Origin of the sequence: Paenibacillus sp. NPDC056933 (genome assembly GCF_042674385.1) — a bacterium.
GTDB lineage: Bacteria > Bacillota > Bacilli > Paenibacillales > Paenibacillaceae > Paenibacillus.
The window spans coordinates 117,712-144,100 of sequence record NZ_JBHUQN010000004.1 but is presented as its reverse complement, the minus strand read 5'-3'; the positions used below and the strand labels follow the sequence as shown (position 1 = coordinate 144,100).

The window sequence follows — 26,389 nt, the reverse complement described above, 5'->3', positions numbered from 1 at the left end:
TGTGTGCTCGTTTCGTTAGAACTAAATAACTCTAGAAAGGGATGTCTCATAAGTCATGCGCATGACTTATGAGACATCCCTTGTAATTTTAGCTAAGCACGTATCGCTTATTCTTTATGCCGTTGTGGCAAATTCAAATATTCAGAACCGCCCATATAGGGCTGAAGTGCCGCCGGAATGCGAATGCTTCCATCCGCCCGCTGATGATTTTCGAGCAATGGAATCAGGATACGTGGCGAAGCTACCGCTGTATTGTTCAGCGTGTGACAGTAAGCCAGCTTGCCTTCGGCATCACGACAGCGAATATTGGAACGACGAGCCTGGAAGTCATGCAGATTCGACGACGAATGCGTCTCTCCGTAACCATTGCGGCTTGGCATCCAGGTCTCGATGTCATACTGTTTGTACGTTTTCTGCGACATATCCCCTGTGCACACCGCCACCACACGGTAAGGCAGCTCCAGCAGTTGCAGCAATTCCTCGGCGTGTCCCGTGATCTCCTGCAGCATACGTTCTGACTCTTCCGCAACAGGCGCACTAATAATCACCTGTTCCACCTTGGCAAACTGATGCACCCGGTACAACCCGCGCACATCCCGCCCGCCTGATCCAACCTCACTGCGGAAACACGTCGATACGGCAGCCAGCTTGATCGGCTCCTGCACATCCACAATCTCATCCGCATAATACGAAACCAGCGGCACTTCCGATGTGCCCACCAGCCACTTGTTCTCGCCTTGCAATTCATAGACCTGATCCCGTCCTGTTGGGAAGAACCCTGTGTTCAAAAGTGTATTCTCCCTCACCATCAAGGGAACCTCCATCGGGGTAAATCCATGCTTCAACAGCAGATCAAGCGCAAGCTGCTGTACAGCCCGATGCAGGAGCAGTCCTGCTCCTTTGAGCACGTAGCTTCGTGTTCCGCCGATTTTCACCCCGCGCGGAATATCGATCAGATCATGCCGTTCACCGAGTTCTACGTGGTCCTTAGCCTCATAATCGAATACCGGCAGCTCACCCACACGTCGCAGCTCCACATTATCCGCGTCCGATGCGCCCATTGGCGTATCCGGTGATACAACATTGGGTACCAACCATTGCAGCCTTGTCACTTCCTCTTGCACAACGGCAAGCTTGGCTTCAACATGCTCCAACTGATCGTTCAGCCGTTTCACCTGTTCCCTTAAACCCTCGGCCTGTTCACGCTCACCAGCTTGCATCAGCTTGCCGATGTCCGCTGATAAGGTGTTCCTTACCCTGCGTCCTTCTTCGCTTTCCTGCAAAAGTGCTCTGCGTTCTTCGTCCCGTTCCAATAATTCACGAATACTGATATCCATTTTCTTGCCGACTGCTGCAGCTTGCACCTCTTCTGCATGCTCCCGAATCCACTTCATTTCCAACATGGTCACCGTCTCCTTTGGCTGTAAAAATACAAAGAGCGCCCTCATCCCTTGGGACGAGGAGCGCTCTGCTCGCGGTGCCACCCAACTTGCCGAACCAGAATATTCAGGTCCAGCCTCTTGGTCCGCGATAACGGGCGGTTCCGGTTAACTTGGGGAAATGTTCGCTCCCCTGGCGAAAACGCCTCCGAGTTGGATGCTCTTCAACGGCATGGTCCGATCTGTAATTGTTGTGTTTCAGTATATACGATCGTTCGCCTCATCGCAAGTTATCCGTGCACCCCCTTACATGTCCTGTTATGATAGAGATTGTTTGTTTTTGGGAAATGCTCCTGAATGGCAGACTCGCTACATATACATCATATATTTAGAAGGAGTTTTTCTTCATGAAAAAATTGCTTTGGATCGGATGCTTGTCCTATTTCCTCATCGGACTTGCCCACGTGGTTCTCGGCTCCATCCTGCCTGTTGCCCTTGAACATTATGGCAAGGATTACAGTCAAGGAGGAACGCTTATTTTCGCCCAATTTGCCGGGTTCCTGGGTGGGGTACTATTATCTCCGTGGTTGAATAAACGCTTTGGCAAACGAGGCGGTCTATTAATTGCCGCGGCCCTGCTTTGCATTGCAGAGTTATCCTACATGCTGCTGCCTCCTTGGGGCTGGATGTTCGTCATTGCACCCGCGGCCGGATTCGGATTCGGCATGATTGAGGCTGTCATCGGTACAATCATCATTGCTGCAATCAAAGATAATACCGCGGTTGCCATGAGCCGACTTGAAGTGTTATTCGGTATCGGGGCCATGGTCATGCCGCTCATTGCCAGCGGTCTGATCTCTGCCGGATACTGGCGGCTGTCTTTCCTCGTGGTTGCTGTCTGTGCAGCGATGACCTTCATTTTCTGGGCCAAAAGTTCATTCGGTGAGCTGGACAGCGAGCTGAGTCGACGCAGCTCAGACCAGACTCCTGTACACGCTCACGCTGCAGCATCGCCAAATGGAACGAATCCAGAAGACATTACACCAACTCGTTCAACCTATCGCGGCCGCAATTTGGCTCTTCTGTCTTTATTTGTTCTGTTTTTCTTTCTCTACGTCGGAACCGAAATGAGTCTTGCCAACTTCATGCCCGCCATTCTGATTGAGAAAATGAACATGAAGGAAGCGGGTGCCGCGCTCAGTGTTACCTGCTTCTGGATCGCCATGTCTGTTGGGCGGCTCTTCGCCGGATATATTGCGGAGAAGTTCCAATATCGCGTCTACGTTCTGTACAGCTGCCTTGCAGCAGTTGTACTGCTGATGATCTTTCCTTTTACCAACCAGATCTGGTCGGTATTTCTAATCATTCTGTTGCTCGGGCTTGCACTATCGGGTGTGTTCTCCATTGCCCTTGTCTTCGCCAGCAAAATGATGCCTGGTACAGAAGAATCGACGCCCAGCATCCTGATTGCATCAGGTGGAGTTGGCGGTGCCATTCTGCCTTTGGTTACAGGCTGGAGTCTGGATCATCTGGAAGTCAATCAATCCGCATGGATGCTCGCCATTTTTTCAGTCGGTCTGCTCATTATCAGTATAATCGCCTATCAATGGCAGCGCAGATATGATGTAAGTTCCGCATCGTAACACCTACCGAACTAGATAAGAACTTAGATTCAATTGAATCATAGCTGTAAAAAGTTAGGCTTCGTAGCGGTAAATGCTATGAGGCCATTTTCATTTAAAATGAACCATTACTTCTTTATCTTAGAGCAGTAGACGATTGCCCAGGAAATACTTTCAGGTGCTTTAAGTTGGCACTAAACTTTATTCAGGTTGAAGGGACTACACTCCCTCTATCCTTAATGAATTTACCGAATACATATCGAACGAGTGGTCCCAGAATAATAATTTGGTAAGGAAGCGCCAGGCTGAAATTACGAGCAATCGTATGAAGATATGTACTTAGTACGGATGCTCCACTTAATTGATTCGCAAGATAAGCGGAAATCATTCCGTACAAGGACATGATCAGAACCATCCCAATGACCATGAAAAATGACATAGCGAGCACACCCAGGATTTTGTTGGACTTGTCAAAAGGTAAGGAAAATGCAATTTTTCTCGCTACAGGTCCGACAATGAAGGATTCCACTAAAAACGCAATGATAAAGCACAATATGAATTGAAGCAGTATTTCAAGCGCGGACATCTTGCTCAATAACCCATTGTGCCATAAATTGAAGGTCATCATGACGACGACCATCCCTGTGCACATCATCATTCCAAAAACAATCTGTTCTTTCTTCGTTGTTGGCAATTCTCTCATCCTCTCTGTTTACCTTCGTAATTATAGAGATGACGACACCCTCCTCATAAGTGAACATTATGTGAACAATTATAATTTTTCCAAATTAAACTCTTATTTGACAACCTCGCAGCACAACCCTATGATATCCCTTAAAATGGTAGAAAAGATTCACTGAATATAAGGAGGATTTGGATTATGAGTTTTCAAAAGCGCATTGACCACGTCGGCATTGCCGTTCGTGATCTGGAGACCACACTCCGTTTCTATACGGAGATTGTTGGTCTTGAATTGAAAGACCGGGTAACCCATACCAACGGCGTCATCCAGCTCGCCTTTCTCGGATTCAACGGAAGCAACGAGACTGAGATTGAGTTGATTCAGGGATACAGCGACAAGCTGCCTTCCGAAGGAACAGTGCACCATTTTGCCATCCATGTCGATGACCTTGAGTCCGAGTACAACCGCATTAAGGCAACCGAGGCCGAGTTTATTGATGGAGAGATCATTACACTGCCCAACGGTTACCGTTATTTCTTCATCTATGGACCCGAGAAGGAATGGATTGAGTTCTTCCAGCGCTAAGCCATTTACTGACTGGACATGCATTGGCCTCTGGCCTATAATTACACCTAGTAATGCCCGTAACTTCATAGTTTCCCAGGGGAGTCGGAATAGGCCGGCTGAGAGTGTATCCCACCAAGATACTGACCCTTAGACCTGATCTGGATCATGCCAGCGTAGGAATCGGAGTATATCGAATTGGCCCAGCCTCTTTGCTGAGTGCCACATCTCTAACGCCTGCACGCGTCCCGGATTAACGGGGCGCTTTTTTAATGTTCTTTTATATAGCCAGAGAGCTAAAAAAAGTGACGTCATCCGGATCATAGCTGGTATAAATCTGTCGATTTATGCAAGAAGCTTGGATATGAAGCCAAGGAGTACCCCGCGCCACTGGCCGGACAACATGAAGGAGAGAAATGAAGATGAGATGGCGTAAAATGATGGGCCTATTGCTCTTGTGCGTGCTGCTGGTAACTGTTTCCGCATGTGGCAGCAAAGAAGCTGCACCTTCAGGAGAAAATGGCAGCAGCAACACCGAAAACAGCAATGAAGGTGACAACGCAGCCCTCAAGGATATTAAAGTGGTGCTGGACTGGACACCAAATACGAATCATACCGGCCTGTATGCGGCCGTAGATCAAGGTTTTTACAAAGCCGAAGGCTTAAATGTCGAGATTGTACAGCCAGGTGCCGGAGGCGCGGATACCATGGTGGCTTCGAACGAAGTGCCTTTTGGCGTAAGTTATCAGGAGAGCGTGACTCAGGCCCGCACACAAGGCGTACCACTCGTGTCCATCGCTGCGGTTATTCAGCATAACACGTCCGGATTTGCCGCTCCGGTGGATCGAAGCATCAAGTCCCCCAAAGATTTTGAAGGCAAAACTTATGGGGGCTGGGGCTCCCCGGTAGAAGAAGCCGTGATGCAGTCTATTATGGAAGGCGAAGGCGCTGATGTATCCAAAGTAAAAAATATTAATATGGGCGATGCAGACTTCTTCACTGCTGTGAAACGCGATATCGACTTTGCCTGGATTTTCTACGCGTGGACGGGTATCGAAGCCGAATTGCGCGGCGAACCGATCGACATGTTATATGTGAAGGATTATTCCGAAGCACTGGACTACTACACACCTGTACTCGTTACCAATGAACAGACGATTCAGAACGATCCCGAGCTGGTTAAAGCGTTCTTGAAAGCGACTTCCGAAGGATATCAATATGCGATCGAACATCCCGAAGACGCTGCCAACATTCTGATTAAGGCCGTACCGGATCTGGACAAGGACCTTGTACTCGCGAGCCAGAAGTGGCTGAGTCCGAAATATCAGGATGACGCACCGCACTGGGGTGAGCAGAAGCAGGAAGTATGGCAGAACTATACCGATTGGATGTTTAGCAAAAAACTGCTTGATCAGCAGGTTGATGTATCCAAGGCGTATACAAACGAGTTTTTACCCCAATAAAAATTGTTTAAGTTTAACTTTTTTACACCAGAACGAAGAGTGCAGAACCCATCTGTAGAAACGAAGTGGTCGCCTAAAAGCTTTCTGAAAGAAAGCTCCTTCGGAAGCATATGCCATCCCCGGATTTCCTCCGTTAAAAATCGTTAAAGAAATCCGGGGATAACAGCGATCGGAAGAGGGTACTGCAATCGGAGTGGTAAAGTGTAAAGCTGGTTTAACTCATGCAATTTAACCCGAAAGGAAACGTGATCTTTCATGGCAAGTACACTACTTAGCATTCAAGTCATTCCCAAAACGCCAAATGGCGAAAATTCCTATCCTTACGTTGATCGTGCTATCGAAGTTATTCAGCAGTCAGGCTTGAAATATCAGGTTAACCCACTCGATACCACGATGGAGGGAGAACTGGAGGAACTGCTTGAGGTTGTCCGCAAAATGCACGAAGTTCTCGTGGAAGCTGGCAGTCCGAGCATTATCTCGCAGATCAAGATCGCCCATAGCCCGAGCGGCTTCAGCATGGACACCCTGACGGAGAAATATCGCTAATGCATGCCTATTGGAAAAGCGTATGGCCGCCCTTTGTGGCGGTTATTCTCTTTATAGCGGTATGGCAGGGAGCCGTCTCCCTGTTTCATATCGAGAAATGGATGCTGCCAGCGCCTTCGGACATCGCCCATGAAGCCGCGTCACAGTCCGAGCGACTTGGCATGCATGCATGGGCAACCATTCAGCTGACATTGATAGGGTTTGCAGCAGGTACGCTCGTGGGATTACTGATTGCAATGGTGCTGCATTTGATTCCATTTTTGAAATCTGCACTCTACCCATTACTTATTCTTAGTCAAAATATACCGACCATTGCGCTTGCTCCGCTCTTGCTGATCTGGTTCGGATTTGGGCTGCTGCCCAAACTGATTACCATCATTCTGGTCTGCTTCTTCCCGGTGGCTGTAGCTGCCATGGACGGGTTGACCCGTACCGATGCAGCGATGATGAACTATATGCGCATGGCTGGTGCAAAACGAGGCCAAATTTTCTGGAAGCTCGAACTTCCACATGCCTTGCCCTCGGTGTTCTCGGGGATTAAAATTGCCGCTACGTATAGCGTCATGGGTGCGATCATCGCTGAATGGATCGGTGCAGATAAGGGCATCGGCTATTATATGATGCTGCAAAAATCAGCCTATCGCACGGATCGTCTTTTCGTGGCCATCATGATTATTGTGGCATTGAGCCTGCTGCTCTTCCTGCTCATTGCGCTACTGGAGAAACTGCTCGTACGCTGGCGGCCGCAGAAGCGATAACTTTGAAATAAGCTCCATATAAAGGTTAGGAAGTGATAACGAGATGACACCCGAACACAACGAGCGGGGAGCTGCTGCTGCGCCGGATGCTGTTGTAACCACTCCAACGCATGGTGGAGGTCCTGAACATGGAGCCATGGCTATAAAAGAAAAAAACTCACCGCCAGCGCTGGAGGTATTGGATATACATGCCTCGTTCCGCGAGCGACGCAGTATATTGCCCGTTCTGAATAGCTTGTCCCTGACCGTGGAACAAGGAGAATTCGTAGCCATCGTCGGTCCTTCCGGCTGCGGAAAAAGCACCCTGTTTCACATCATCGGCGGCTTACTGAAACCACAGGAGGGCCAAATCCTGATGAATGGTCAGGATGTTACGGGACAACGCGGCAAGATTAGCTATATGCCGCAGCAGCCTGCTCTTTTCCCATGGCGCACCATTGAAGACAATGTGCTGCTTGCAGGCGAAGTGTCTGCGGATGCACCACCCCGAGCTGAGGCGCTCGCCGATGCCCGGAAGTGGCTGGGAAGTGTGGGCCTCGCCGGGTTCGAACGAGCCTATCCGCATATGTTATCGGGTGGCATGCAGCAGCGGGTGGCATTTCTGCGTGCCCTGCTCAGTCCGCAGGAGCTGATGCTGCTGGACGAGCCTTTCAGTGCGCTGGATGCACTGACCCGCAGCGACATGCAGCGTTGGCTGCTCGATATCTGGGAACAGAACCGCCGCTCCGTGCTGTTCATTACCCACAATATCGAGGAAGCATTATTGCTTGCTGACCGGATCTATGTTCTATCCAACCGGCCTGCCACTGTACTGCACGAGGTCGATGTTCCCTTTGATCGTCCACGTCGCGAAGCGATCACGGAGGAGTCTGCTTTTCTTGAACGGAAACGGCAGATTTCCCAGTGGATGAGAGAAGAACAGCAGAAAACCCGCCTATCCAAATAGCGCGGGTTTTTAAGTTATTTTTTTCCTTAAATGGGTGATCCAACACACACCACTCTGCGTATCATTTGTAAAAGACAAAAAGGAGGGGCCCATCTCATGCATTCTACAGCCTTTGCACCCTTGATCGATGCCCATCTTCACCTGGACAAATATACATCCGACGAACAACGAGAGTTGTTAAACTCTTTCCCGTCCCAGCAGGTTGAAGCGGTTATCGCCGTTTCTATGAATCTGGCATCTGCCCAAACCAACCTGGAACTGGCTTCACAGTACCCTCACACCGTATATCCGGCCTTTGGTTTCCACCCCGAGCAGTCCCTTCCGTCCCTGGCAGAGCAGGATCTGTTCTTCGACTGGATCGAGAAGCATATCGGACGAGCTGCAGCCATTGGGGAAGTTGGATTGCCCTACTACAATCGGCAGGAAGCCGAACGAGCTGGACAACCCTTTGATCAAAGCGGCTATGTCGATCTGTTGGAGCGATTTATCCAGCTGGCGAAACGACATGGTAAACCGATCGTACTGCATGCTGTATACGAGGACGCCGATATCGCCTGTGATCTGCTGGAGCAATATCATTATCGCCGGGCTCATTTTCACTGGTTCAAAGGTTCGAAGCGGACCGTCCAGCGAATGGCTGACAACGGATACTTTGTCTCATTCACTCCTGATATCATATACGAAGATGAAATTCGCGAATTAGCTCGCCAGTATCCTTCCGAGCAGGTTATGGCAGAGACCGATGGACCTTGGCCCTTTGAGGGTCCTTTTCAGGGAAGAATGACACACCCTGTCATGACCCGACAAGTCATTCAAGCGTGGAGCGAAGTGACCGGTATGGGAACGGAGCGAGCTGCGCGTCTCTTTTATCAGAATACGAAACGCTTCTATGGTCTGCTTTAGGCGCTTAGACGTATCCATCTACCCTGACAACTCTCACGCCAAGGAAGCAAATTTAATCAGATTGGTGCCCAACCTCTTGCTGATTCCCAACAAAAAAGGGGCAACACCCAAAAGAAGTCAGTCGGCTCCGGCCGAACTGACTTCTTTTTTTGGTTTATCATTAACGCTTCAAGAATCCCTTGCCTTCGAGAAACGGCTTCATCTGTAAACGTACCGGCTCGGTAATACGCTTCGCCATCATTTCGGACCACGGTGTAGAACGTTCCCCATGGGTGCGTTCCTTCATGTATGCAGCGGTCGTTTCGTCATAGCTCTCGACACCTTTGAGGGTCTGCTCGGCATTATAGCGGCCATGGTGTAAGACCGCATCAAGCGGTAGACGCGGACGAATACCCGTCTCCTGATCAGCAACACCAATGCACATTCCATATACTGGATATACACCTTCAGGCAAGCCCAATAGTTCGCTAACTTCCTCAATGCGGTTGCGCAGCCCACCAATATATACAATTCCGAAACCCAGTGACTCTGCTGCAAGCGCAGCATTTTGCGATGCGAGTGCAACATCAATTGTGGCCACCATAAAGTTTTCAGTGGAGTCCTCATAGGATTCCTTTTCAGGCAAATGACGCTTGGCAGCATCGCTCAGCCGATAAAGGTCAGCACACCATACGAGAAACACAGGACATTCGTTGACGTAAGACTGATTGCCTGCCAATTCAGCCAATTGGGCCTTCTGCTCCGGCTCCGTAACCGCAATTACAGTATAGGCCTGCACACTACTTGAAGAGGAAGCCATCTGTCCCGCAGCCACGATTGCAGCCAGCTGTTCCTCGCTTACCGGATCCGGCTTGAATTTCCGCACGGAGCGGTGCTTCATCATCAATTCAATGGTTTCGTTCATTGCTATTCACTCCCAATCCTCGTAGTACGAATTCAATGGTCTGCTCGGCCAGTTCATCTTTGTTCATATCCTGATAGTCAAAGCTAAATCGTGAGTTCTTGGCCCGTTTGTGCGCCAAAGCTACACCCATGACCTGAAGCATCGCATAAGATACGGACTCGATCTGAAATACACCCTGCTCCTTGCCTTCTTGCAGCAGTTCTCTCACTCTGGTCCAGACGGGGTCCAAAAAACGAAACACGGTAGCTGTGCGATGAGTACGCAGCGTAATTTCCAGCTGCACAATATCGCTCATCTCCCGATCCGTCATTGTGAACTTTACAACTTCACCTATGATTCGCCGGATACCCTCCACGGGGGAGGACATGGACTCTTCAGCCAGCTCGTTCATCATATGATCAGGAAAAAAGTGCTCAAATAATGCTTCGAACACCTTTTCTTTCCCGCCAAAATGGTACGAAACCAGTGACACATTCGCACCCGCCTCATCACAGATTTGACGAACACTTGTCCCGTCATACCCCTGCTGTGCAAAAAGTTTTTTGGCTGCAAGCAAAATCCTCGTTTTTATATCCAATTCCGGTTCCGTCATTCCGTCCGCTCCTCTTGTCCGTTCTATTCATTGCTCCAGCTCATGGGGCTGCAGCGAGACTGCTCTATCGTTTTATTATGAAAGTTTGTGCATCAAAGCGCAAGGTGTGCTGCCCTGATCCTCCAAAGCCGGCCACCCTCAACCTACCATTAAACCAAGCCCCCCGGCGAAAAATCACCGGGGGGCTTGATCATTTCCTATGAAGACCCGTACATCTGCTGCAAATTAGCTGTTCATTGGAGCTGGACTTGGAGCCCCAGCTGGCATATGTTGTTTTTTCAACAACGTCACCATCAAAGAAAGTGCTACAGCAACGAGCAATACAATAGCAACCGAGCCAGCAGCGGATTGAACTCCAGGTCCGCCCAGTTGAACGCTCAGAATACCTTGAACGGCATATGTGGCTGGCAGATACTGACCAATACCGCTGTAGAAGCTGTTCAGCAGTTCACGTGGCACCATGGCACCGGAAGATACCAGTTGCATAGACAGTGAAATGATGTTGAACAGGCTTCCCGCTGGACCAAAGCAGATCAGGAAGAACTGGGAGAAGAACATGAACGTGCACAGGAACAATGCCTGGAACAACCAGAATGAGATAAAGCCTTGCTCGATCTGTCCACCCAGCGCAACGATCAACGAAGAACCGAGCAGAGATACTATCAGGGCAGACCCAATGTTAATGACCATTCTTGCGCCAAACAGAGTTAAACGGGAGTAAGTAGCGGACAGCATGCCCATCGCTGCCTGCAGGTTCATACCCATGATCATGGCTCCCACATATGAGGCCAGTACCATCATCATCGGAACCATCTGGTTATTCATGCCGTTAACCGAATTGATTGAAGTGGTTGTACCTTCTACACGGGTAGTCAGGTTGGCAGCAGCTTCAGCGGCCTGATCCGCAGGCGCCCCGGAAGCCGTTAATACCGTCTGTACGCCTTGAGCTGTTGCTTGCTTGTTAATCGTGTTTGTCACGCTTTGCGATACACCTTGCATCATGCTTTTAATTGTAACCGGGTTCGCCTCGTTAATGGTGTACTTAATCTCGGCAGTGGAACCGGCTGTCTGAATCAGCTCGTTAAAGCCCGCTGGAATATTCAGCACCATATGAATCTTGCGATGGTTCAACTGATCAAGTGCTTCAGCAGCACTCAGATTAGATACCGTATGGAATGGAAGCGTCTCAGCTATGCGATCTGCAATCCCCTTGGACTGCTCTCCATCCTCATTCACCACGGCCACTGTCAATTCATTCACCCGGTCATTCACTCCGGAATATGCTGTCATCCAGATCACGCTGAAGATCACTTGGAACATAAGTGCCGTCACGATCCCCACAATTACTGGCGGTTTTTTCAACAAAATGCGTAAAGCCTGCAACATAAATGATGTCCTCCATTACTGATTAGTTCAAATTTGATGTAAACGATTGTTTGAATCAAACGATTGTTTTAAATTTTAAATCCATATGTCTATATTGTCAATCAATTTCTGAAAGGTTCAGAAAGATAAAGATGTGTTTCACAAACAATGATATCCGTTTCATAAGAGGACAACATTGTACATCCTCACTCTATTAACAAGGAAAGGATACTTCATTTAACATATCTCAACCACCTTTCCCCAACAAAAAAAGCACGGTCCGCCGTAGCGGACCGCACTCTATGCTTACTATTGAGTACAATGAAAAGTTGAACCACGTCCCTCAATGGACGTCAGTCATTGCTTTTCAGTTTCATTCGTTGCAGACGTAGCGAGTTCAATACAACTGACACAGAGCTGAACGCCATTGCCGCACCTGCCAGCCACGGTGCCAGAAAGCCTACTGCTGCAATAGGAATACCAATAACGTTATACCCCAGTGCCCAGAACAGATTCTGCTTAATATTACCCATGGTGCGCCGGCTCATCTCGATCGCATCCGCAATACTGTTCAGATCACCTCGCATCAACGTAATATCCGCCGCTTCCATCGCTACATCCGTTCCGGTTCCAATCGCCATGCCAATGTCGGCTGTAGCAAGAGCTGGAGCATCATTGATACCATCTCCAACCATCGCTACCTTGAGGCCGCTCTCCTGAAGCTTTTTCACTTCCGCCGCTTTGCCTTCAGGCAGTACCTCGGCCAAAACTTTACCGATTCCCGCCAGTTCTGCCACGGCACGAGCGGTTCGCTCATTGTCTCCCGTAATCATGATGACATCGATTCCCATGGCCTGTAATCTGCCAATCGCTTCACGGGATGTTTCCTTGATGGTATCAGCCACTGCAACGATCCCAGCCCATTGACCATCCACGGCGACCAGCATTGCCGTGCGTCCTTGTTCTTCCAGGTTGTTCATCTGCTGCATGATGTCTTCGGAAACACTCACCTTCGCATCCATAAGCAGTCGGCGTGTCCCGACCAGGATCTCTTGTCCCTGAACCCGGGCCCGCACACCATATCCCGGGATGTTCTCGAACTGCTCTGGCTGGGTCAGCTCCAGACCTTTACCTCGAATTCCTTCCACAATCGCCTCAGCCAAAGGATGCTCTGAACTCTGCTCTGCCGCTCCCACACGTTGAAGCAGCTCTGCTTCCGTCCATTCTGGAGCCGACACTACATCCGTAAGCACGGGCTTCCCTTGGGTAACTGTACCTGTTTTGTCCAGTACAACGGTCTGAATCTGCTGTGCCGATTCCAGATGTTCTCCGCCTTTGAACAGCACGCCATATTCAGCCGCACGTCCTGATCCAGCCATAATGGACGTTGGGGTTGCAAGTCCAAGCGCACAAGGACAGGCAATGACAAGTACAGCAATGGCCTTCTCCAGCGAGCCGGCAAAGTCACCGGGACTTGCGAACAGATACCAGATCAGGAACGTCACTGCCGCGATGCCTACAACAATCGGAACAAAGATGCCTGAGATCACATCGGCTATCCGCTGAATAGGGGCTTTGGAACCCTGCGCTTGCTCAACCACTTTAATAATCTGCGATAAAGCCGTGTCCGAACCGACGCGAGTCGCACGCAGTCTTAATACCCCGTTTTTGTTCAGCGTAGCGCCTGTAACGGCATCTCCCGGTTTTTTATCCACGGGCAGGCTCTCTCCGCTTAACATGGATTCATCGACAGAAGACTGCCCCTCCTCCACGACGCCATCTACAGGAATGCTGTCTCCCGGTTTTACCAGAACCAGATCACCTACCGCGACATACGCCGACGGTACAATAACCTCCTGTCCATCACGAATCACTCTTGCTTCACGCGGAGCCAGTTCAATGAGACTCTTAATCGCTTGAGACGAGCGCCCTTTAGCTACGGCTTCCAACCATTTTCCCAGTAGGATCAGCGTAATCAAAACTGCACTCGTCTCATAATAAAGTTCCACGGTTGGCATGGCTGCTGCAGCCATTCCCGTCCCACCATGATCCATCATGGTCGAAGCTGCATTGCCACTGGTCAGGGTCAGATACAGACTGTAGAAGAAAGCCGCACTTGTGCCCAAAGCAACCAGTACGTCCATATTGGCACTGCCATTGCGCAGCGCTTTATAGGCTCCCACATAGAATTGCCATCCGATGACAAACTGTACCGGTGCTGCCAACACCAACTGGAACCAAGGGTTCATGAACAGATCCGGTACCCAGATCCACGAAGTGAATGAGAAATGACCCACCATCGCCCATAGCAATGGCAAAGATAACATAGCGGAGATCATCCATTTCCACTTTTTGCGCTGTAATTCACGCTCACGTACTGATTGGGTATCTTCCTGTGTCTGCTGCAATTCAGCGCCATAACCAAGCTGCTTGATCTTCGCAGTAATATCGGATGCCTTCAATGCTCCCGCTGCGAATTCCACATGTCCCGTTTCCAGCGCCAGATTCACGTTTGCACGGGATACACCCGGCAACCGGGAAAGACCTTTTTCGATTCGAGCAGAACAAGCAGCACAGGTCATGCCTGTAATGTTCAGATCCACGGAATCCGTTACTGTACCATACCCAAGCGCCTCTACCTTATCCCGTAATGCGTTAATGTTCGTTGTCTTTGGATCATAGGATACGGTTGCTTGTTCTATGGCGAGGTTAACATTCGCCTGATTGACCCCTTCCATTCGGGACAACCCCTTCTCAATCCGGGTAGAGCAGGCAGCACAGGTCATCCCTGTAATTTGCAGTGTAGTCTGTAAGCCCGCTGCTTCCGGTGAAGGTGAAGGTATGGGTTCTGATGCTGTTGCGTTTTCCGTTGTTGATGACTTATCCATGTTGTTAGCTCCTTTCATTATGAAATATTACCACGCATCCAATACCCCCAAGGGGTATATAAAAGACAGAAAATCAGGCTTAAACCATGAACTCATTCATTGGAAAAGATCTGTTGAAGTCCTTTCCATGCAAAGGGAAGTTCAGTTTAAGCCTGCAATGATTAGACTACGTCGTACCCTTGATCTTCAATGGCAGCCTTGATCTGATCCACATTGACTTTCTGCTCGTCATATTCAACTGCGACGGTTCCTGCTGCCAAATCAACCTGACCCTTCGCTCCCACATTCTTGACGGCTTCTTCAACCGAATTCACACAGTGATTGCAAGACATTCCTGTAACGTTCAACGTAATATTAGACATGGGTAGTTCCTCCTTATGATATAAATAACTGCTTCAATTAAATGAATTACTTCATTTTTACTTCATTAGTTTCCTCACCGTTACCAGCAACTCATCCACAACCTCATGTTCTCCAGCCTGAATGCGCTCAACAATACAGCTCTTCATGTGACCTTCAAGCAACAGCTTGCCTACCGAATTGAGAGCAGACTGAGCCGCCGCGATCTGCGTCAGCACATCGTCACAATAGGTGTCCTTGTCAATCAATCCCTTGATCCCGCGAATCTGTCCTTCAACACGGTTCAAGCGAGAAATCAGGTTGCCCTTCATCTCCTGGGAGTGATGGCTCTTGCGAACAGGCTTTCCGTCACTGCCTGCCGTATGACATGAAGCTGCTGGTTGAATAGCCAGTGAGACTTCTGATACATCTGTTACATCTGTTACTGATGGTTCCATAGGTTCCTTGGGATGGCTCTGATGTTCCATCGCGAACACCCCTTTTCTTTCGTTCTGTTATAAGAATAACATACCCCGTGGGGGTATGCAAGACTGTTTTATTATTTTAATCAAAATGAATGATTACCATGCTTTGCTCCTGCATGATCGCGCCAGTTACCCCATTAGTCTTCGTATAGGCGCACTAGAGTATGTATTCCATTCTGCTGCTGCGGCCAACCAAACCCAATTGTTCATAGAAAGCCTGTGCACCCGTATTAAATGTTGACACCGTCAGTTCAACACTGTCGACCTGGATCTCTTTACCAAGCTCAATGAATACCTGCATCAATTGTTTGCCTGTCCCATGTCCACGATGCTTGCTGCCAATAATGATTTCATTGATATACAGCATCTTTCGATCCAGTAACAAGTCCACATTCTGAATAACATTTAATTGTGCGCTCGCATATCCAACAATTTCACTGTTATCCAGCATTTCTGCAACATATAGATACCGCTGATCCGTCCCCAGTAGTTGCTCATATTCCTTATAACTCATTCTCGTCTGCAACTCTCTGTATACGTCTGGCCGAGCCTCCACATGCAAGTGATGCAATTCATCCATTAATGCGGATACTCCCGTGTAATCTCCGATGACAGCCCGTCTAATGTTAATCTCACTCATCTTCACATTCTCCCCTCACAAACGTTTCCATGATTATACAATAAAAAAAACATCTGTCGATGTGATTCATGAACCCCGACTGCGTGTTGCAGAAAATCCCCTTAAATATCAGAACGATGATCCTCCAGAGCTTATCCTTTTCTTATTTTATAAAAGACCGCTTCAATGGTGTTGCAACCTATGAGAATACCTCATCGAATAAGAAGAATATGTTGGTCAAATCATGTCTATTTACTGTGACCGATAAGAATACCAAACTTCGGCTATCTGCTTATTCTTGTTAAGCTAACTGGCAGATTACTTTAATAGACCACAACAAATACAGGTAATCATCGTCTAAAATATGGAACTTATTTCTAAAAAAATCAAAGGGGATACGAAATGTCAAAAAAACCAGTCGGGGCAGCTGCTGTGATCATGGATTCAGAAGGGCGAATTCTTCTAGTAAAACATAACTACGGAAAATACAATTGGGAACTACCAGGAGGGTTATCAGAGCTTAATGAATCCGCAGAGGATACTGCAAAGCGAGAAGTGTTTGAAGAAACTGGTCTTGAAGTCGCTGTAGGTCGCTTAACAGGCGTGTATTATGAACCCGCTCACGATATGCATCATTTTGCATTCATGTGTAAGGCAGTCCATAATCAACAACCACAGCCTGATGCTGCGGAGGTAACAGAATGTAAATATTACAACGTAGATGATTTGCCTAGACCGATTAGCGACTTCACTATTGCACGTATACAGGAAGCTTTGAATACTGATAGTAATCAATTATTCCACATCATCGGACCAAGACAGTGGTTTGAATAGTCTGGGAGCATCATTTAGTCTATTCAACTATCTGAGACGATAGCTCAAAGAACCGCCTTATTCACCAAGGCGGTTTTCTTATGCTGGAAAATCAACATTAGACTTTAACATAGCCTTATAAAAAAAAGCAGATACCTTAACGGTACCCGCTTCTTTTTAAGCTATATTTGGTTCCTCTTATTCTTTGGATGATTTGCCTTCATCAAATGCTACAGGTGATGGCTTGGCAGACCATTCGTCCGCTTGCGGCTCAATATCCACACCGCTCAAAATTTTCTTTTTCTCCATCAAGGAATCCCCGTCTTCATCCAGTTTGTTGCGAATTTCTGCCTCATCCTGAGGTTGATTGTTCTGTTGTGTCATGCTGGAGTCCTCCTTTTTCGTATTCATGGTGATGTTCCTATATATAACTTACCCAATTTTTGCATTGTCATTCTGAATGTATATAAGGTTCATCACCACTGGAAGAAAGTTCGCCCCACACTCTATATTTTAGCCACCTTGCTGCCTTTCACTTTAACGTTCACGAGCAGGATGCTGGCAATAATCATAACAAGACCTGCAATCAGATTAACCGTCACCGACTCTCCGAGGAATAGCACACTGCAAAACAGGGCAATCAGCGGAATCAGGAACGTGAACGATCCTACTTTGCTGGCTTCGCCAGAGCTGACCAGTTTGAAGAACGCGAGCCAGCCCATCGCAATGACAAACACCGAAATAAACAGCATATCCAGTATAAAAGGAAGCACCCACTGCACATCAGCCCAGCTTTCTGTAACCGTACCTGTCAATGTCAGCACAACTCCGCCGATCAGAATCGGAATGGCTGTCATCCAGATGCCATCGACCTTCATTGAATTTCGCTTCATATATACGGTTCCGACCGCCCAGCTAATGGCACTGAACAACCCAAGCATAACCCCCTCAGGGGATACTTTGCCTGTCATGCCACCAATACTGATCGTAGCCACGCCTGCAAAACCTAGCACCAATCCCGCAATTTTCATTCCATACATGGACTCGCCAAGCCACAACCAGGCTCCGATTCCAAGCAGCACAGGCTGTAGGAACACGATGGATGAAAATAATCCTGCCGGCACTTCTGTCAATCCAACGGTCTGAAAGCCGTAGAAAAAAATAATATTAAGCAGCGCAGATATGGCATAGATATGCCAGGTTTGCTTCAGCCTCAGCGTTTTGTAGCGGGGAAAAGCATACAACCCCAGCACCAATCCTCCAATTAACAGGCGCATGCCTGCAAATATAAGCGGAGGTGTAAAATTTAATGCGTATTTGGTCAGGGGCCAATTCACTCCCCACATGAGTACTAGAAAAGCCAGGAACCAACCTGCTTTTGCACGTGATAAAGCCATATGTCATTCTCCTATCCGGCACACATTTACAGGCCAGTTTAATCAATCGTACTCTTTATCCTGCGCTCTTTCTGTGCCTGCAAATCATTTGGAATCCGACCCAGACCAGACGATATAAGCCCGTTGATCGTTCCGTTTCTCCATGATACAATAGTGATCGAAATAATTGAAATGCATGTTAATCATAAGGAGCATACCATATTTGTTATGAACAACTCACAGTTACAGTTATTCGTGAAAATTGCAGAGACGGGAAGTTTCACCCGTGCTGGCCAGGAACTGAATATGACACAGCCCGCAGTCAGTCGAGCCATCTCTTCGCTGGAGAATGAACTGGATGTCACTCTAATCATACGAGATCGCAGAAACGGCATCGTGCTTACCGATGTGGGACAGCGAATTTTGGTCATTTTCCGCCGAATTTTACAGCAATTTGATAAGGTACAGCAGGTCGTTGCCGCCGAAAAAGGGTTGGAGATCGGTACGATTCGCATTGGTTCATTCCCCATGTCATCTGCCCATCTGCTGCCGAAAATTATCCGCTCCATTCGTGACCGCTACCCTCAGATTCAGTTTGAGCTGCACGAGGGGAACATCCTTGAAATTCAGGAGTGGCTAAGCTCACGGGCCATTGATGTGGCTCTCATTATTGCAACAGACAAAGAGCCCGTAGATACAGCTTATGAAACGTTACCTCTGTATAACGAAGAGATGCTGGCTGTGTTTCGGGACGATGAACCGTTTGCGAATCAGGAGGTACTGCCTGTACAAATGCTGGACAAGCACCCCATGATCATATGCAAAGGCGGTTACGAAGTACCGATTGTTGACCTGTTCAATCGAGCAGACGCGGAATTACATTATGGATTTGTGGTGTATAACGTAAACACGTGTCTAAGCATGATTGAGCAGGGACTCGGAACCGCCATGCTGCCTGCCATCTCTCTATCCTGGCTGCCTCCAGGTGTCAAAGCACTCCCGACAGAGCCGAAAGCCTATCGAAATATCGAGATCGCCGTTCCTTCCCTTGTCGAAGCTTCCCCTGCATCCCGGTTATTTATTGAGACGGCGCAGCAATTGTTTGGACAACGCTAACGAATCGATTGCACCTTATTGTGGTAAATAACGTAGATTGAATATTCTTGCGAACTCCAGACATGTTATTACGGATAGAAAGTTATGAGATAAGGTTCGGAAACGCGAAATAACGTGTCTACGATTCGTCTGCTCCCCAAATCTGCGAAAACCCCCATCATAAGACCTGCTGAATTCGTTAAAAAATTGCGGCTTCGGTCATTGTGAGGGTATGACGGTGACGGTGACGATTTTAAGGCTATAGTTGCAGTGATAGTTACAGTTACAGTTACAGTTACAATCACGATCGCTACAGTCACACATGCAGCGCCAGTCGCTCCCTATACCCAAATCAAAAGGGCGCCCCCAAGGTCATATTCATGACCTTATGGGACGCCCTCTAGTATGGTCCACCTCAGATGACATCATTTACGTGTTTTGCTTTTTATCAGCAGCAGCACCATAAAATTCCCTGATGATCTCAGCTTTACGCCTGATCCTGACGAGCGATTGCAGCCAGCGCACGCAGCGCCGCTTCAATCTCGTGCTCCACCGCCTGGGCTACCGCTTCCGTATGCGGATCATACTCGGCTGCCAGATCGCTGTCCGCAAAGCCGTCGATGGCAACAATTGCTCCCGCACGTGCACCGCGCAACGTGCTGACGATGTAGAGCGCCGCAATCTCCATCTCGGCGGCAAGCGCGCCTGCCTGCTTGTATTTGCGATGCGGAATATCCTCCACCCCGGCGAAGAAGGCGTCCAACGTCACGGTTATCCCCGCGCCGACTTTGCCCCCGCCCAAGGCTGGCATCCCCGCCTCATCAATGGCTGCTTTGTTGCTTGCTCTGGTATCCAGCCCTCGGGCTGCGGCGATTAATGCACTTGTGACGCCAATGTCCGCTACCGCAGGGAAACCATCCGGTACCAGCTGACGTGTCAGCCCGTCCGTACGTACAGCGGCCGTGCTGACGATTACACTGCCCGCTGGGTAATCCGCGGTATACGAGCCCGCTGTACCTACACGAATCAAGGTTGTCACCCCTGCCCGGATCAGTTCCTCAAAGCAGACCGCCGCTCCGGGTGAACCTACGCCATGACTGACCACAGCCATTTGAACACCTTCGAATTCCCCTACAAAGGTACGATATTCGCGGCTAAATGCGAGTTCCTTCGCCCCATCCAGCTTGCGGGAAATCCTCTCTGCCCGTGCCGGGTCACCGCAGACGATGGCATAAGCGGGCATGTCTTCTGAATGAATTTGCAAAATGGGCAGCAACATGTCCATCCACTCCTTTTAATCAAACTTCATTTACTCAAAAATCCTATACTCAAGCTCTTCTAATCAAACTCCTTCTTCGTCCATTCGTCTTCCGGAATCGGCAGATCTTCACCCGAGAAGCGTTGTTCCTTGAACGGATCGGCAAAATGATGGAAGCCATTGACTTCCCAGAATCCGTTACGGTCTTCTGTCATAAACTCCAGACCCCGTATCCACTTCGCGCTCTTCCAGAAGTAGAGTTGCGGAACAACCAAGCGCAACGGATAACCGTGCTTCGGTGTAAGCGGCTCACCGTTATATTTAAAAGCAAGCAATACGTCGTCATGCATTAATTCTTCGAGTGGAACATTTGTCTCATAATCATGATCCGCGTGGATCATGACATATTTGGCCTCCGGTTTGACGCCCAGAATCTTAATGAAATCCGAGAACCGTATGCCTTCCCACGGCGTGTCGAACTTGGACCAGCGGGTGACGCAGTGGATATCACTGACCGTATTTACCTGCGGCATGGCCTGAAGCTCAGCAAAGGAGAACACCTTTTCCTCTTCTACCTCGCCGAATACTTTCAGATCCCAGGTGGAGAGATCATATTCCGGCACTTCACCTTCATGCAGAATCGGAAATTTCTCCGTCAGCACCTGCCCTGGCGGCAGCCGATCCCCGTGCTCAGCACCCGCTTTGGGTGCAGGGCTTTTCGTTTTTTTCAGACGTTCAGCCTTATTATGCATGTGTGGATTCCTCCTTCTTTATATGCCTCCAGCATAACATTCAGGAATTAACGCGAACTTCCGCCCGCTTTGAGTGCATCTTGTGCATAGGTGCGATCCTTGAAGAAGAACATGGCCACCAGTGTCACAATATACGGCAGCATCATGGTAAAGTGCGTTGGCAGAGTGAAGCCCTGCAATCGAATACTGAGTGCTTCCATGAATCCGAACAGCACACTGGACCCCATAACGCCAAGCGGATTCGCTTGACCTAACATCGTTGCTACCAATGCGATAAACCCGCGACCTGCGGTCATGCCTTCGGTAAACATCGTAACCTGACCGAGTGATAACTGTGCACCCGCCAGGGCGCACAATACGCCGCACATCAGTACTGCACCATATTGGATACCGCGCACCTTGATGCCGATACTCTGTGCCGCTACCGGATTCTCGCCAACCGAACGAAGACGGAAACCGGAGACACTTTTGAACAGATAAAACTGCAAGGCAATTACGATAATAATTCCGAGATACACCAGCGGGCTATGCCCTGAGATCACATCGCCTACCCACGGAATGTCCTTAATAAGAGGAATGTCCCATTTGGGGAGTCCCACCATATCCTTGTCATAATAAGCACCTTTTACATCAAAAATAGCCCGCAGCGCAAACGTCGTCAGTCCTGTCGCCAGAAAATTAAGCGAGATCCCGACCACAATGGCGTTGGCCTTCAGATTAATACTAATAAAGGCAAACAGTGCAGAGAACGACATAACGATCACAATCGAGAAAATAACGGCCAGGAGTACATTACCAAACAGATAGTTACCGACAATAGCGGAGAAAGCGCCGATCAGAACGAGTCCTTCCAGACCCACGTTGAACAGACCGACACGGGAGCACAAAGCCCCACCGAGCGCTGCAAGCAGAATCGGCGTCATAATCCGCAGAGTAGAGCCAAACATGGCTGCATCAAACAGTTGTTGCATTGGACTTTTTCTCCTTTCTCCGCTTCAGGAATGAATATCCGATCTGAGCCGATACAAATAACGTCAATACCGCTTGGATGACACTGCCGACTTCCAGCGGCACATCCGTATTCCGTTCCATCCCCATGGCACCTGTCTGCAATGCTGCAAGCAGGATTGCCGCCACAGCTGTTCCCAGCGGATGAGAGCGGGCAAGCAAAGTCGCCATAATGCCGCTCCATGCATAACTTGCGGATGACAACGAGCCGTCTAGGAAACGGTACTGTGTACCCAGTACTTCCCCTGCACCCGCAAGACCGGCAAGCCCACCACTGATGATCATGGACAGCATCATCATGCGGATACGGCGCACGCCCCCATACGTTGCAAATGAAGGATTACTGCCCAGCATACGAATCTCATAACCGGTTACCGTCTTGTGTGTGAACCAGTAGATGAGAATTGCCGCTACGATCGCAATGATGAATCCGGCATGCAGCCCCATGCCCTGGAACAGCTTCGGCAGCCAGACACTCTGATCAATCATGGGCGTCTGGGCCATAGCCGCCGATCCGGTGCGGTCTTTAAACGGATAGGATACCATGTATCCTCCAAAATATATCGCAATATAATTGAGCAGCAGCGTAGTGATTAACAGATTCATGCCAAAGCGGGCATCCAGCCATCCTGCAAACAGCGACCAGACTCCTCCGGCAATGATCCCTGCCACAATGGCTGCAATACAGACAAACCAGCCAGGACCTGGCAGGTAGAGCGCAGTCAGCGCTGCACTAAGTCCACCGAGAACCATCTGTCCTTCGGCACCCATGTTGAAAAATCCTGCGCGGAACGCAAGTGCTACGCCCAGTCCCGCGAGAATAATTGGCGTGGAACGTGCCAATGTATTGGTGAAGAAGTAAAAGTTGCCGAAGGCCCCTTTCCACATCTCCGCATACGTGTCCACCACGGACCCGCCAACGACCAGAATGGCTACAGCACCTGCCAGCAAACCGATGAATACGGCAAGCAGCGGCTGGACGAGTCCGCGAAGTGATTCTTTTACCCGATTCATATCCGCTCTTTCCCTCCTGCCATCAACAAGCTGATCTGTTCTTCTGTGGCTTCATCTGCCTTCAATTCACCAGCGATTCCGCCTTCATACATGACAATGATCCGATCCGATAATTGCAAAATCTCGGACAACTCGGAGGAAACGAGTAAAATACCCGCACCCTCATTCCGTTTGCGAAGCAATTCGGCGTGGATGGTCTCCATCGCTCCGATGTCTACGCCCCTTGTTGGTTCAGCCGCAATCAGAAACGGCGTATCCTGGGCAAATTCACGCGCGGCAATCAGCTTCTGCAAGTTTCCTCCGGAAAGGAATTGTGCCTTCGTTTCGGCGGAACCCGTCTTGATGCTGAACTGCTTGATCCAGTTCTCCACCATGGTCCGTGCTGCTTTTGCTTTAATGATCCCGCGTGATTGAAGCCGGTGATGATGGCCCATCAGTCCATTTTCACGAACGCTCGCATCCTTCGCGGCCCCCCACATATAACGGTCTTCCGGGATATGGGCAAGCCCATGCTCCCGAATGCGCCGCACAGGCCAATTGGTTGTATCCTGCCCTGACAGCAGGACACGACCGCTGTCTGCCTTGCGCAGTCCCGCAATGATCTGGATCAGTTCCGACTGACCGTTTCCGGAAATACCCGCAATTCCAACGACCTCGCCTTTTCGAACTTCCATATGGATATTCTGAAGTGCAGAACGGTCCTCTGCCCCTGACAGATTTACCGCTTCCACCTGAAGCACAGCTTCTCCCGGAACGGATGGCTGCTTGTCCATGCGAACCAGCTCACGCCCAACCATCAGGCGGGACAGTTCCTCTACATTCGTGTCTTTCGCTTCCAGCGTACCTGTCACCTGACCATCACGGAGAACCGTGATCCGATCTGCCACATCCATGACTTCCTGCAGCTTGTGCGTGATCAATACAAAGGTTTTGCCGAGCTTGGCAAGGGATTTCATATTCGCAAGCAGTTCTTTCACTTCCAACGGCGTCAATACTGCTGACGGTTCATCCAATATAATGATATCCGCGCCCTGATGCAGCACTTTCAAAATTTCAACACGCTGCTGCATGCCGAGCGGGCATTCAAATACTTTTTTCCACGGATCTACCGGCATGCCATACGTTCTGCCGAGCTCATTTACCTGGGCCGCAGCCTGCTTGCGGTCAAATACACCTGCGGCAGACGGTTCACGGCCAATCACGATATTCTCGGCAACCGTAAAGGAAGGAAACAGCATGAAATGCTGATGTACCATGCCGATACCGCTTGCCATGGCCTGAGACGGGGTAGCGAAGCTTACCTCGCGTCCACGAACTTTGATTGTGCCTGATGTCGGTTGCTCCATTCCATACAACATGCGCATCAGGGTTGTTTTACCAGCTCCGTTCTCCCCTACGAGGGCATGAATCTCTCCTTCTCGCAAATTAAAACGGATGTCCCGATTAGCGGTGAAGCCGCCGTATTTCTTCGTAATCTGTTCCATCTCCAACAGCATATCTCGCGTTCTCTCCTCTCGGCCTATATACGCTCTACTAAAGCTTATTTACACTAGCCACTACGATGACAGAACAACCTTCCGATCGCTGTTATCCCCAGATTTTTTAATTTTTTTCTCCAAAGGGGAAATCCTGGGATAAAGGCGAAGCATATGCTTCCGATGCAGCTTTCTTTCAGAAAGCTTTTGCTTCGCTTCTCCAGTTTTTTTCTGTCCTCTACGTTCTCGTGTACATGTTTAGTTGAACATATATAGTTCATTGTAATAGCAGCAAAACCGGCTGCCTGGTCGGGCAGCCGGCTGATCAACTCCATCACTTACTTATGGAACAAACAATATTACTGTTGCAATGGATCTTTCACAACGATTTTGCCGGATACGATGTCGTCCTTGATCGCTTTAACCTTGTCGATTACTTCTTGTCCAACAAAAGCATTCAACGGAGATTCGCTATCACGTGTAACATAAGTCAGGCCAACGCCATCTTCTTTCAGACCGTAGTTTACAGCGCCCGCTTTGAAGTTTCCTTCTACAAAATCCTTCACAGTCTGATACGCAACCGTGTCGGTCGACTTCAATTGAGACAATACGATATGTTCCGGATCTTCAACGGTACGGTCCGTGTCCTGTCCGGAAGTATAGAAGCCTTTTTCCTTCGCGGCTTCGAACACGCCCAGATCGCCTACAGCAGATGCACCAGCGATGAAGTCAGCACCTTTCCCAAATTGCACCAGCGCCAATTCTTTTGCTTTGGCTACGTCGTTAAATCCGCCAACATAGTTTACAAGGAATTCCGCTTTTGGATTTACCGATTCCAGACCGGCTCTGAAACCTTCGGTGTATTTCTTGATCAATGGAACGTCCATCGCAGCGATCATGCCGACTTTGTCCGTTTTCGTAGACAATCCTGCAGCTGCACCAAGCAAATACGCCCCTTCATATTCACGGAAACCAACGCTTCGAACATTCGGCAGATCAACGGTGGTATCCACAATGGCAAAGGACTTGTCCGGATTCTCCGCGGCAACCTTTTTCAAAGCATCTTCTGCCTGGAATGTTGCTGTAATAATCAGATCGTAGTTCTCGGCAACTGCAGCACGCAGATTTTGCTCAAATGCAGCCGGGTCTGTGGATTCAATCGTTTTGGTATCCACCTTGAACTCTTCACCTGCTTTTTTGAAACCTTCATCCATTTGTACAAAGAACGGGTTAACCCCGATTTTTTCAGGAAGGACAAGCGCCATGCGCAGTGATTTCTCCGAATTGCTGCCTTGGGCAGAATCGTTACCTTGGGCCGATTGTTCGTCTTTAGGAGCCGAAGTTCCACAAGCCGCCAATAAAATAGCCAACATCATGATCGATAAGACGAACGATAAACCTCTTTTCATTTTGAAAATTCCCCTTTTCACAATTCTTTTTTTATAATCCTAGCGGATACTGTCGATCCTTGTCAATAAATCTTTGAGCGTTTACACTCAAATTAAATATAATTGCTGTTTTGAATATTCCGAAGTGCTGGAAG

At 48.9% G+C, this 26,389-nt stretch carries 26 protein-coding genes and 1 riboswitch; of the genes, 9 read left to right on the top strand and 17 right to left on the bottom strand.

The features are described from left to right. Nucleotides 1–107: 107 nt before the first annotated feature. Nucleotides 108–1,403: a serine--tRNA ligase gene (serS, locus tag ACFTRD_RS24765; RefSeq protein WP_379384677.1), complete on the bottom strand. Its 1,296-nt coding sequence runs from the start codon at nucleotides 1,401–1,403 to the stop codon at nucleotides 108–110. A 383-nt stretch (nucleotides 1,404–1,786) separates the two neighbouring features. On the opposite strand from serS, the gene ACFTRD_RS24760 reads away from it, so the two are divergent. Beyond that, nucleotides 1,787–3,022, top strand: coding sequence for an MFS transporter (locus ACFTRD_RS24760; RefSeq protein ID WP_379384675.1), 1,236 nt, complete (start codon nucleotides 1,787–1,789; stop codon nucleotides 3,020–3,022). Nucleotides 3,023–3,206: 184 nt separating this feature from the next. Here the strand turns inward: ACFTRD_RS24760 and ACFTRD_RS24755 are convergent, their stop codons facing one another. Next, nucleotides 3,207–3,695, bottom strand: coding sequence for a DUF2798 domain-containing protein (locus ACFTRD_RS24755; RefSeq protein WP_379384673.1), 489 nt, complete (start codon nucleotides 3,693–3,695; stop codon nucleotides 3,207–3,209). A gap of 186 nt (nucleotides 3,696–3,881) precedes the next feature. On the opposite strand from ACFTRD_RS24755, the gene ACFTRD_RS24750 reads away from it, so the two are divergent. From ACFTRD_RS24750 to ACFTRD_RS24725, 6 genes are all read left to right on the top strand, one after another. Next, nucleotides 3,882–4,268: a VOC family protein gene (locus ACFTRD_RS24750; protein ID WP_192262673.1), complete on the top strand. Its 387-nt coding sequence runs from the start codon at nucleotides 3,882–3,884 to the stop codon at nucleotides 4,266–4,268. Nucleotides 4,269–4,335: 67 nt separating this feature from the next. Next, nucleotides 4,336–4,448, top strand: a riboswitch (TPP riboswitch). A gap of 221 nt (nucleotides 4,449–4,669) precedes the next feature. Continuing rightward, nucleotides 4,670–5,710, top strand: a complete 1,041-nt coding sequence (locus tag ACFTRD_RS24745; protein WP_379384671.1) for an ABC transporter substrate-binding protein — start codon at nucleotides 4,670–4,672, stop codon at nucleotides 5,708–5,710. A 255-nt stretch (nucleotides 5,711–5,965) separates the two neighbouring features. Beyond that, nucleotides 5,966–6,256: a thiamine-binding protein gene (locus ACFTRD_RS24740; RefSeq protein WP_024632265.1), complete on the top strand. Its 291-nt coding sequence runs from the start codon at nucleotides 5,966–5,968 to the stop codon at nucleotides 6,254–6,256. Beyond that, nucleotides 6,256–7,014: an ABC transporter permease gene (locus tag ACFTRD_RS24735; protein WP_192262666.1), complete on the top strand. Its 759-nt coding sequence runs from the start codon at nucleotides 6,256–6,258 to the stop codon at nucleotides 7,012–7,014. The genes ACFTRD_RS24740 and ACFTRD_RS24735 overlap by 1 nt, the downstream gene beginning before the upstream one ends. Before the next feature lie 136 nt (nucleotides 7,015–7,150). Then, nucleotides 7,151–7,960 carry an ABC transporter ATP-binding protein gene (locus ACFTRD_RS24730; protein ID WP_379385236.1) on the top strand — a complete coding sequence of 270 codons (810 nt, stop codon included), beginning with the start codon at nucleotides 7,151–7,153 and terminating at the stop codon, nucleotides 7,958–7,960. 96 nt (nucleotides 7,961–8,056) lie between these two features. Beyond that, complete coding sequence (locus tag ACFTRD_RS24725) at nucleotides 8,057–8,863, top strand: TatD family hydrolase (protein ID WP_379384668.1); 807 nt, start codon at nucleotides 8,057–8,059, stop codon at nucleotides 8,861–8,863. A gap of 160 nt (nucleotides 8,864–9,023) precedes the next feature. Here the strand turns inward: ACFTRD_RS24725 and nfsA are convergent, their stop codons facing one another. From nfsA to ACFTRD_RS24690, 7 genes are all read right to left on the bottom strand, one after another. Then, complete coding sequence (gene nfsA / locus ACFTRD_RS24720; protein ID WP_379384666.1) at nucleotides 9,024–9,767, bottom strand: oxygen-insensitive NADPH nitroreductase; 744 nt, start codon at nucleotides 9,765–9,767, stop codon at nucleotides 9,024–9,026. Then, nucleotides 9,751–10,359: a TetR family transcriptional regulator gene (locus ACFTRD_RS24715; protein ID WP_192262659.1), complete on the bottom strand. Its 609-nt coding sequence runs from the start codon at nucleotides 10,357–10,359 to the stop codon at nucleotides 9,751–9,753. Before ACFTRD_RS24715 ends, nfsA begins: the two co-directional genes overlap by 17 nt. 225 nt (nucleotides 10,360–10,584) lie before the next feature. Continuing rightward, complete coding sequence (locus ACFTRD_RS24710) at nucleotides 10,585–11,745, bottom strand: YhgE/Pip domain-containing protein (protein ID WP_379384664.1); 1,161 nt, start codon at nucleotides 11,743–11,745, stop codon at nucleotides 10,585–10,587. A gap of 332 nt (nucleotides 11,746–12,077) precedes the next feature. Further along, nucleotides 12,078–14,612: a heavy metal translocating P-type ATPase gene (locus tag ACFTRD_RS24705; protein WP_379384662.1), complete on the bottom strand. Its 2,535-nt coding sequence runs from the start codon at nucleotides 14,610–14,612 to the stop codon at nucleotides 12,078–12,080. 161 nt (nucleotides 14,613–14,773) lie between these two features. Beyond that, complete coding sequence (locus tag ACFTRD_RS24700; protein WP_192262653.1) at nucleotides 14,774–14,974, bottom strand: copper ion binding protein; 201 nt, start codon at nucleotides 14,972–14,974, stop codon at nucleotides 14,774–14,776. Nucleotides 14,975–15,031: 57 nt separating this feature from the next. Continuing rightward, complete coding sequence (locus tag ACFTRD_RS24695; RefSeq protein WP_379384660.1) at nucleotides 15,032–15,439, bottom strand: metal-sensitive transcriptional regulator; 408 nt, start codon at nucleotides 15,437–15,439, stop codon at nucleotides 15,032–15,034. 154 nt (nucleotides 15,440–15,593) lie between these two features. Next, complete coding sequence (locus tag ACFTRD_RS24690) at nucleotides 15,594–16,076, bottom strand: GNAT family N-acetyltransferase (RefSeq protein WP_379384658.1); 483 nt, start codon at nucleotides 16,074–16,076, stop codon at nucleotides 15,594–15,596. A gap of 381 nt (nucleotides 16,077–16,457) precedes the next feature. Here ACFTRD_RS24690 and ACFTRD_RS24685 point away from each other — a divergent pair, with 381 nt between their 5' ends. Continuing rightward, the gene (locus ACFTRD_RS24685; protein ID WP_379384656.1) at nucleotides 16,458–16,889 is read left to right on the top strand and encodes an NUDIX domain-containing protein; all 432 of its coding nucleotides are present in this window, start codon (nucleotides 16,458–16,460) and stop codon (nucleotides 16,887–16,889) included. Nucleotides 16,890–17,066: 177 nt separating this feature from the next. On the opposite strand, the gene ACFTRD_RS24680 is transcribed toward ACFTRD_RS24685, so the two are convergent. Both ACFTRD_RS24680 and ACFTRD_RS24675 read right to left on the bottom strand, forming a co-directional pair. Further along, complete coding sequence (locus ACFTRD_RS24680) at nucleotides 17,067–17,252, bottom strand: hypothetical protein (RefSeq protein WP_062322497.1); 186 nt, start codon at nucleotides 17,250–17,252, stop codon at nucleotides 17,067–17,069. Between the two features lie 122 nt (nucleotides 17,253–17,374). After that, nucleotides 17,375–18,265, bottom strand: a complete 891-nt coding sequence (locus ACFTRD_RS24675; RefSeq protein ID WP_379384653.1) for a DMT family transporter — start codon at nucleotides 18,263–18,265, stop codon at nucleotides 17,375–17,377. Between the two features lie 207 nt (nucleotides 18,266–18,472). Between ACFTRD_RS24675 and ACFTRD_RS24670 the strand changes: the two genes are divergently transcribed. Continuing rightward, nucleotides 18,473–19,360, top strand: a complete 888-nt coding sequence (locus ACFTRD_RS24670) for a LysR family transcriptional regulator (RefSeq protein WP_379384651.1) — start codon at nucleotides 18,473–18,475, stop codon at nucleotides 19,358–19,360. A 466-nt stretch (nucleotides 19,361–19,826) separates the two neighbouring features. On the opposite strand, the gene ACFTRD_RS24665 is transcribed toward ACFTRD_RS24670, so the two are convergent. The 6 genes from ACFTRD_RS24665 to ACFTRD_RS24640 all read right to left on the bottom strand — a co-directional run bounded on the left by ACFTRD_RS24665 (nucleotide 19,827) and on the right by ACFTRD_RS24640 (nucleotide 26,255). Then, a complete protein-coding gene (locus tag ACFTRD_RS24665; protein ID WP_379384649.1) occupies nucleotides 19,827–20,618 on the bottom strand; it encodes a nucleoside phosphorylase in 792 nt (263 codons plus the stop codon). Nucleotides 20,619–20,677: 59 nt separating this feature from the next. Next, nucleotides 20,678–21,349: a sulfite oxidase-like oxidoreductase gene (locus ACFTRD_RS24660; protein ID WP_379384647.1), complete on the bottom strand. Its 672-nt coding sequence runs from the start codon at nucleotides 21,347–21,349 to the stop codon at nucleotides 20,678–20,680. Nucleotides 21,350–21,396: 47 nt separating this feature from the next. Beyond that, nucleotides 21,397–22,320, bottom strand: a complete 924-nt coding sequence (locus ACFTRD_RS24655; protein ID WP_379384645.1) for an ABC transporter permease — start codon at nucleotides 22,318–22,320, stop codon at nucleotides 21,397–21,399. Further along, nucleotides 22,304–23,371: an ABC transporter permease gene (locus tag ACFTRD_RS24650; protein WP_192262633.1), complete on the bottom strand. Its 1,068-nt coding sequence runs from the start codon at nucleotides 23,369–23,371 to the stop codon at nucleotides 22,304–22,306. The genes ACFTRD_RS24655 and ACFTRD_RS24650 overlap by 17 nt, the downstream gene beginning before the upstream one ends. Then, entirely contained in the window at nucleotides 23,368–24,867 is a 1,500-nt protein-coding gene (locus ACFTRD_RS24645) for an ABC transporter ATP-binding protein (protein ID WP_379384643.1), read from the bottom strand. The genes ACFTRD_RS24650 and ACFTRD_RS24645 overlap by 4 nt, the downstream gene beginning before the upstream one ends. 338 nt (nucleotides 24,868–25,205) lie before the next feature. After that, entirely contained in the window at nucleotides 25,206–26,255 is a 1,050-nt protein-coding gene (locus tag ACFTRD_RS24640; protein WP_379384641.1) for a BMP family lipoprotein, read from the bottom strand. Nucleotides 26,256–26,389 lie beyond the last annotated feature (134 nt).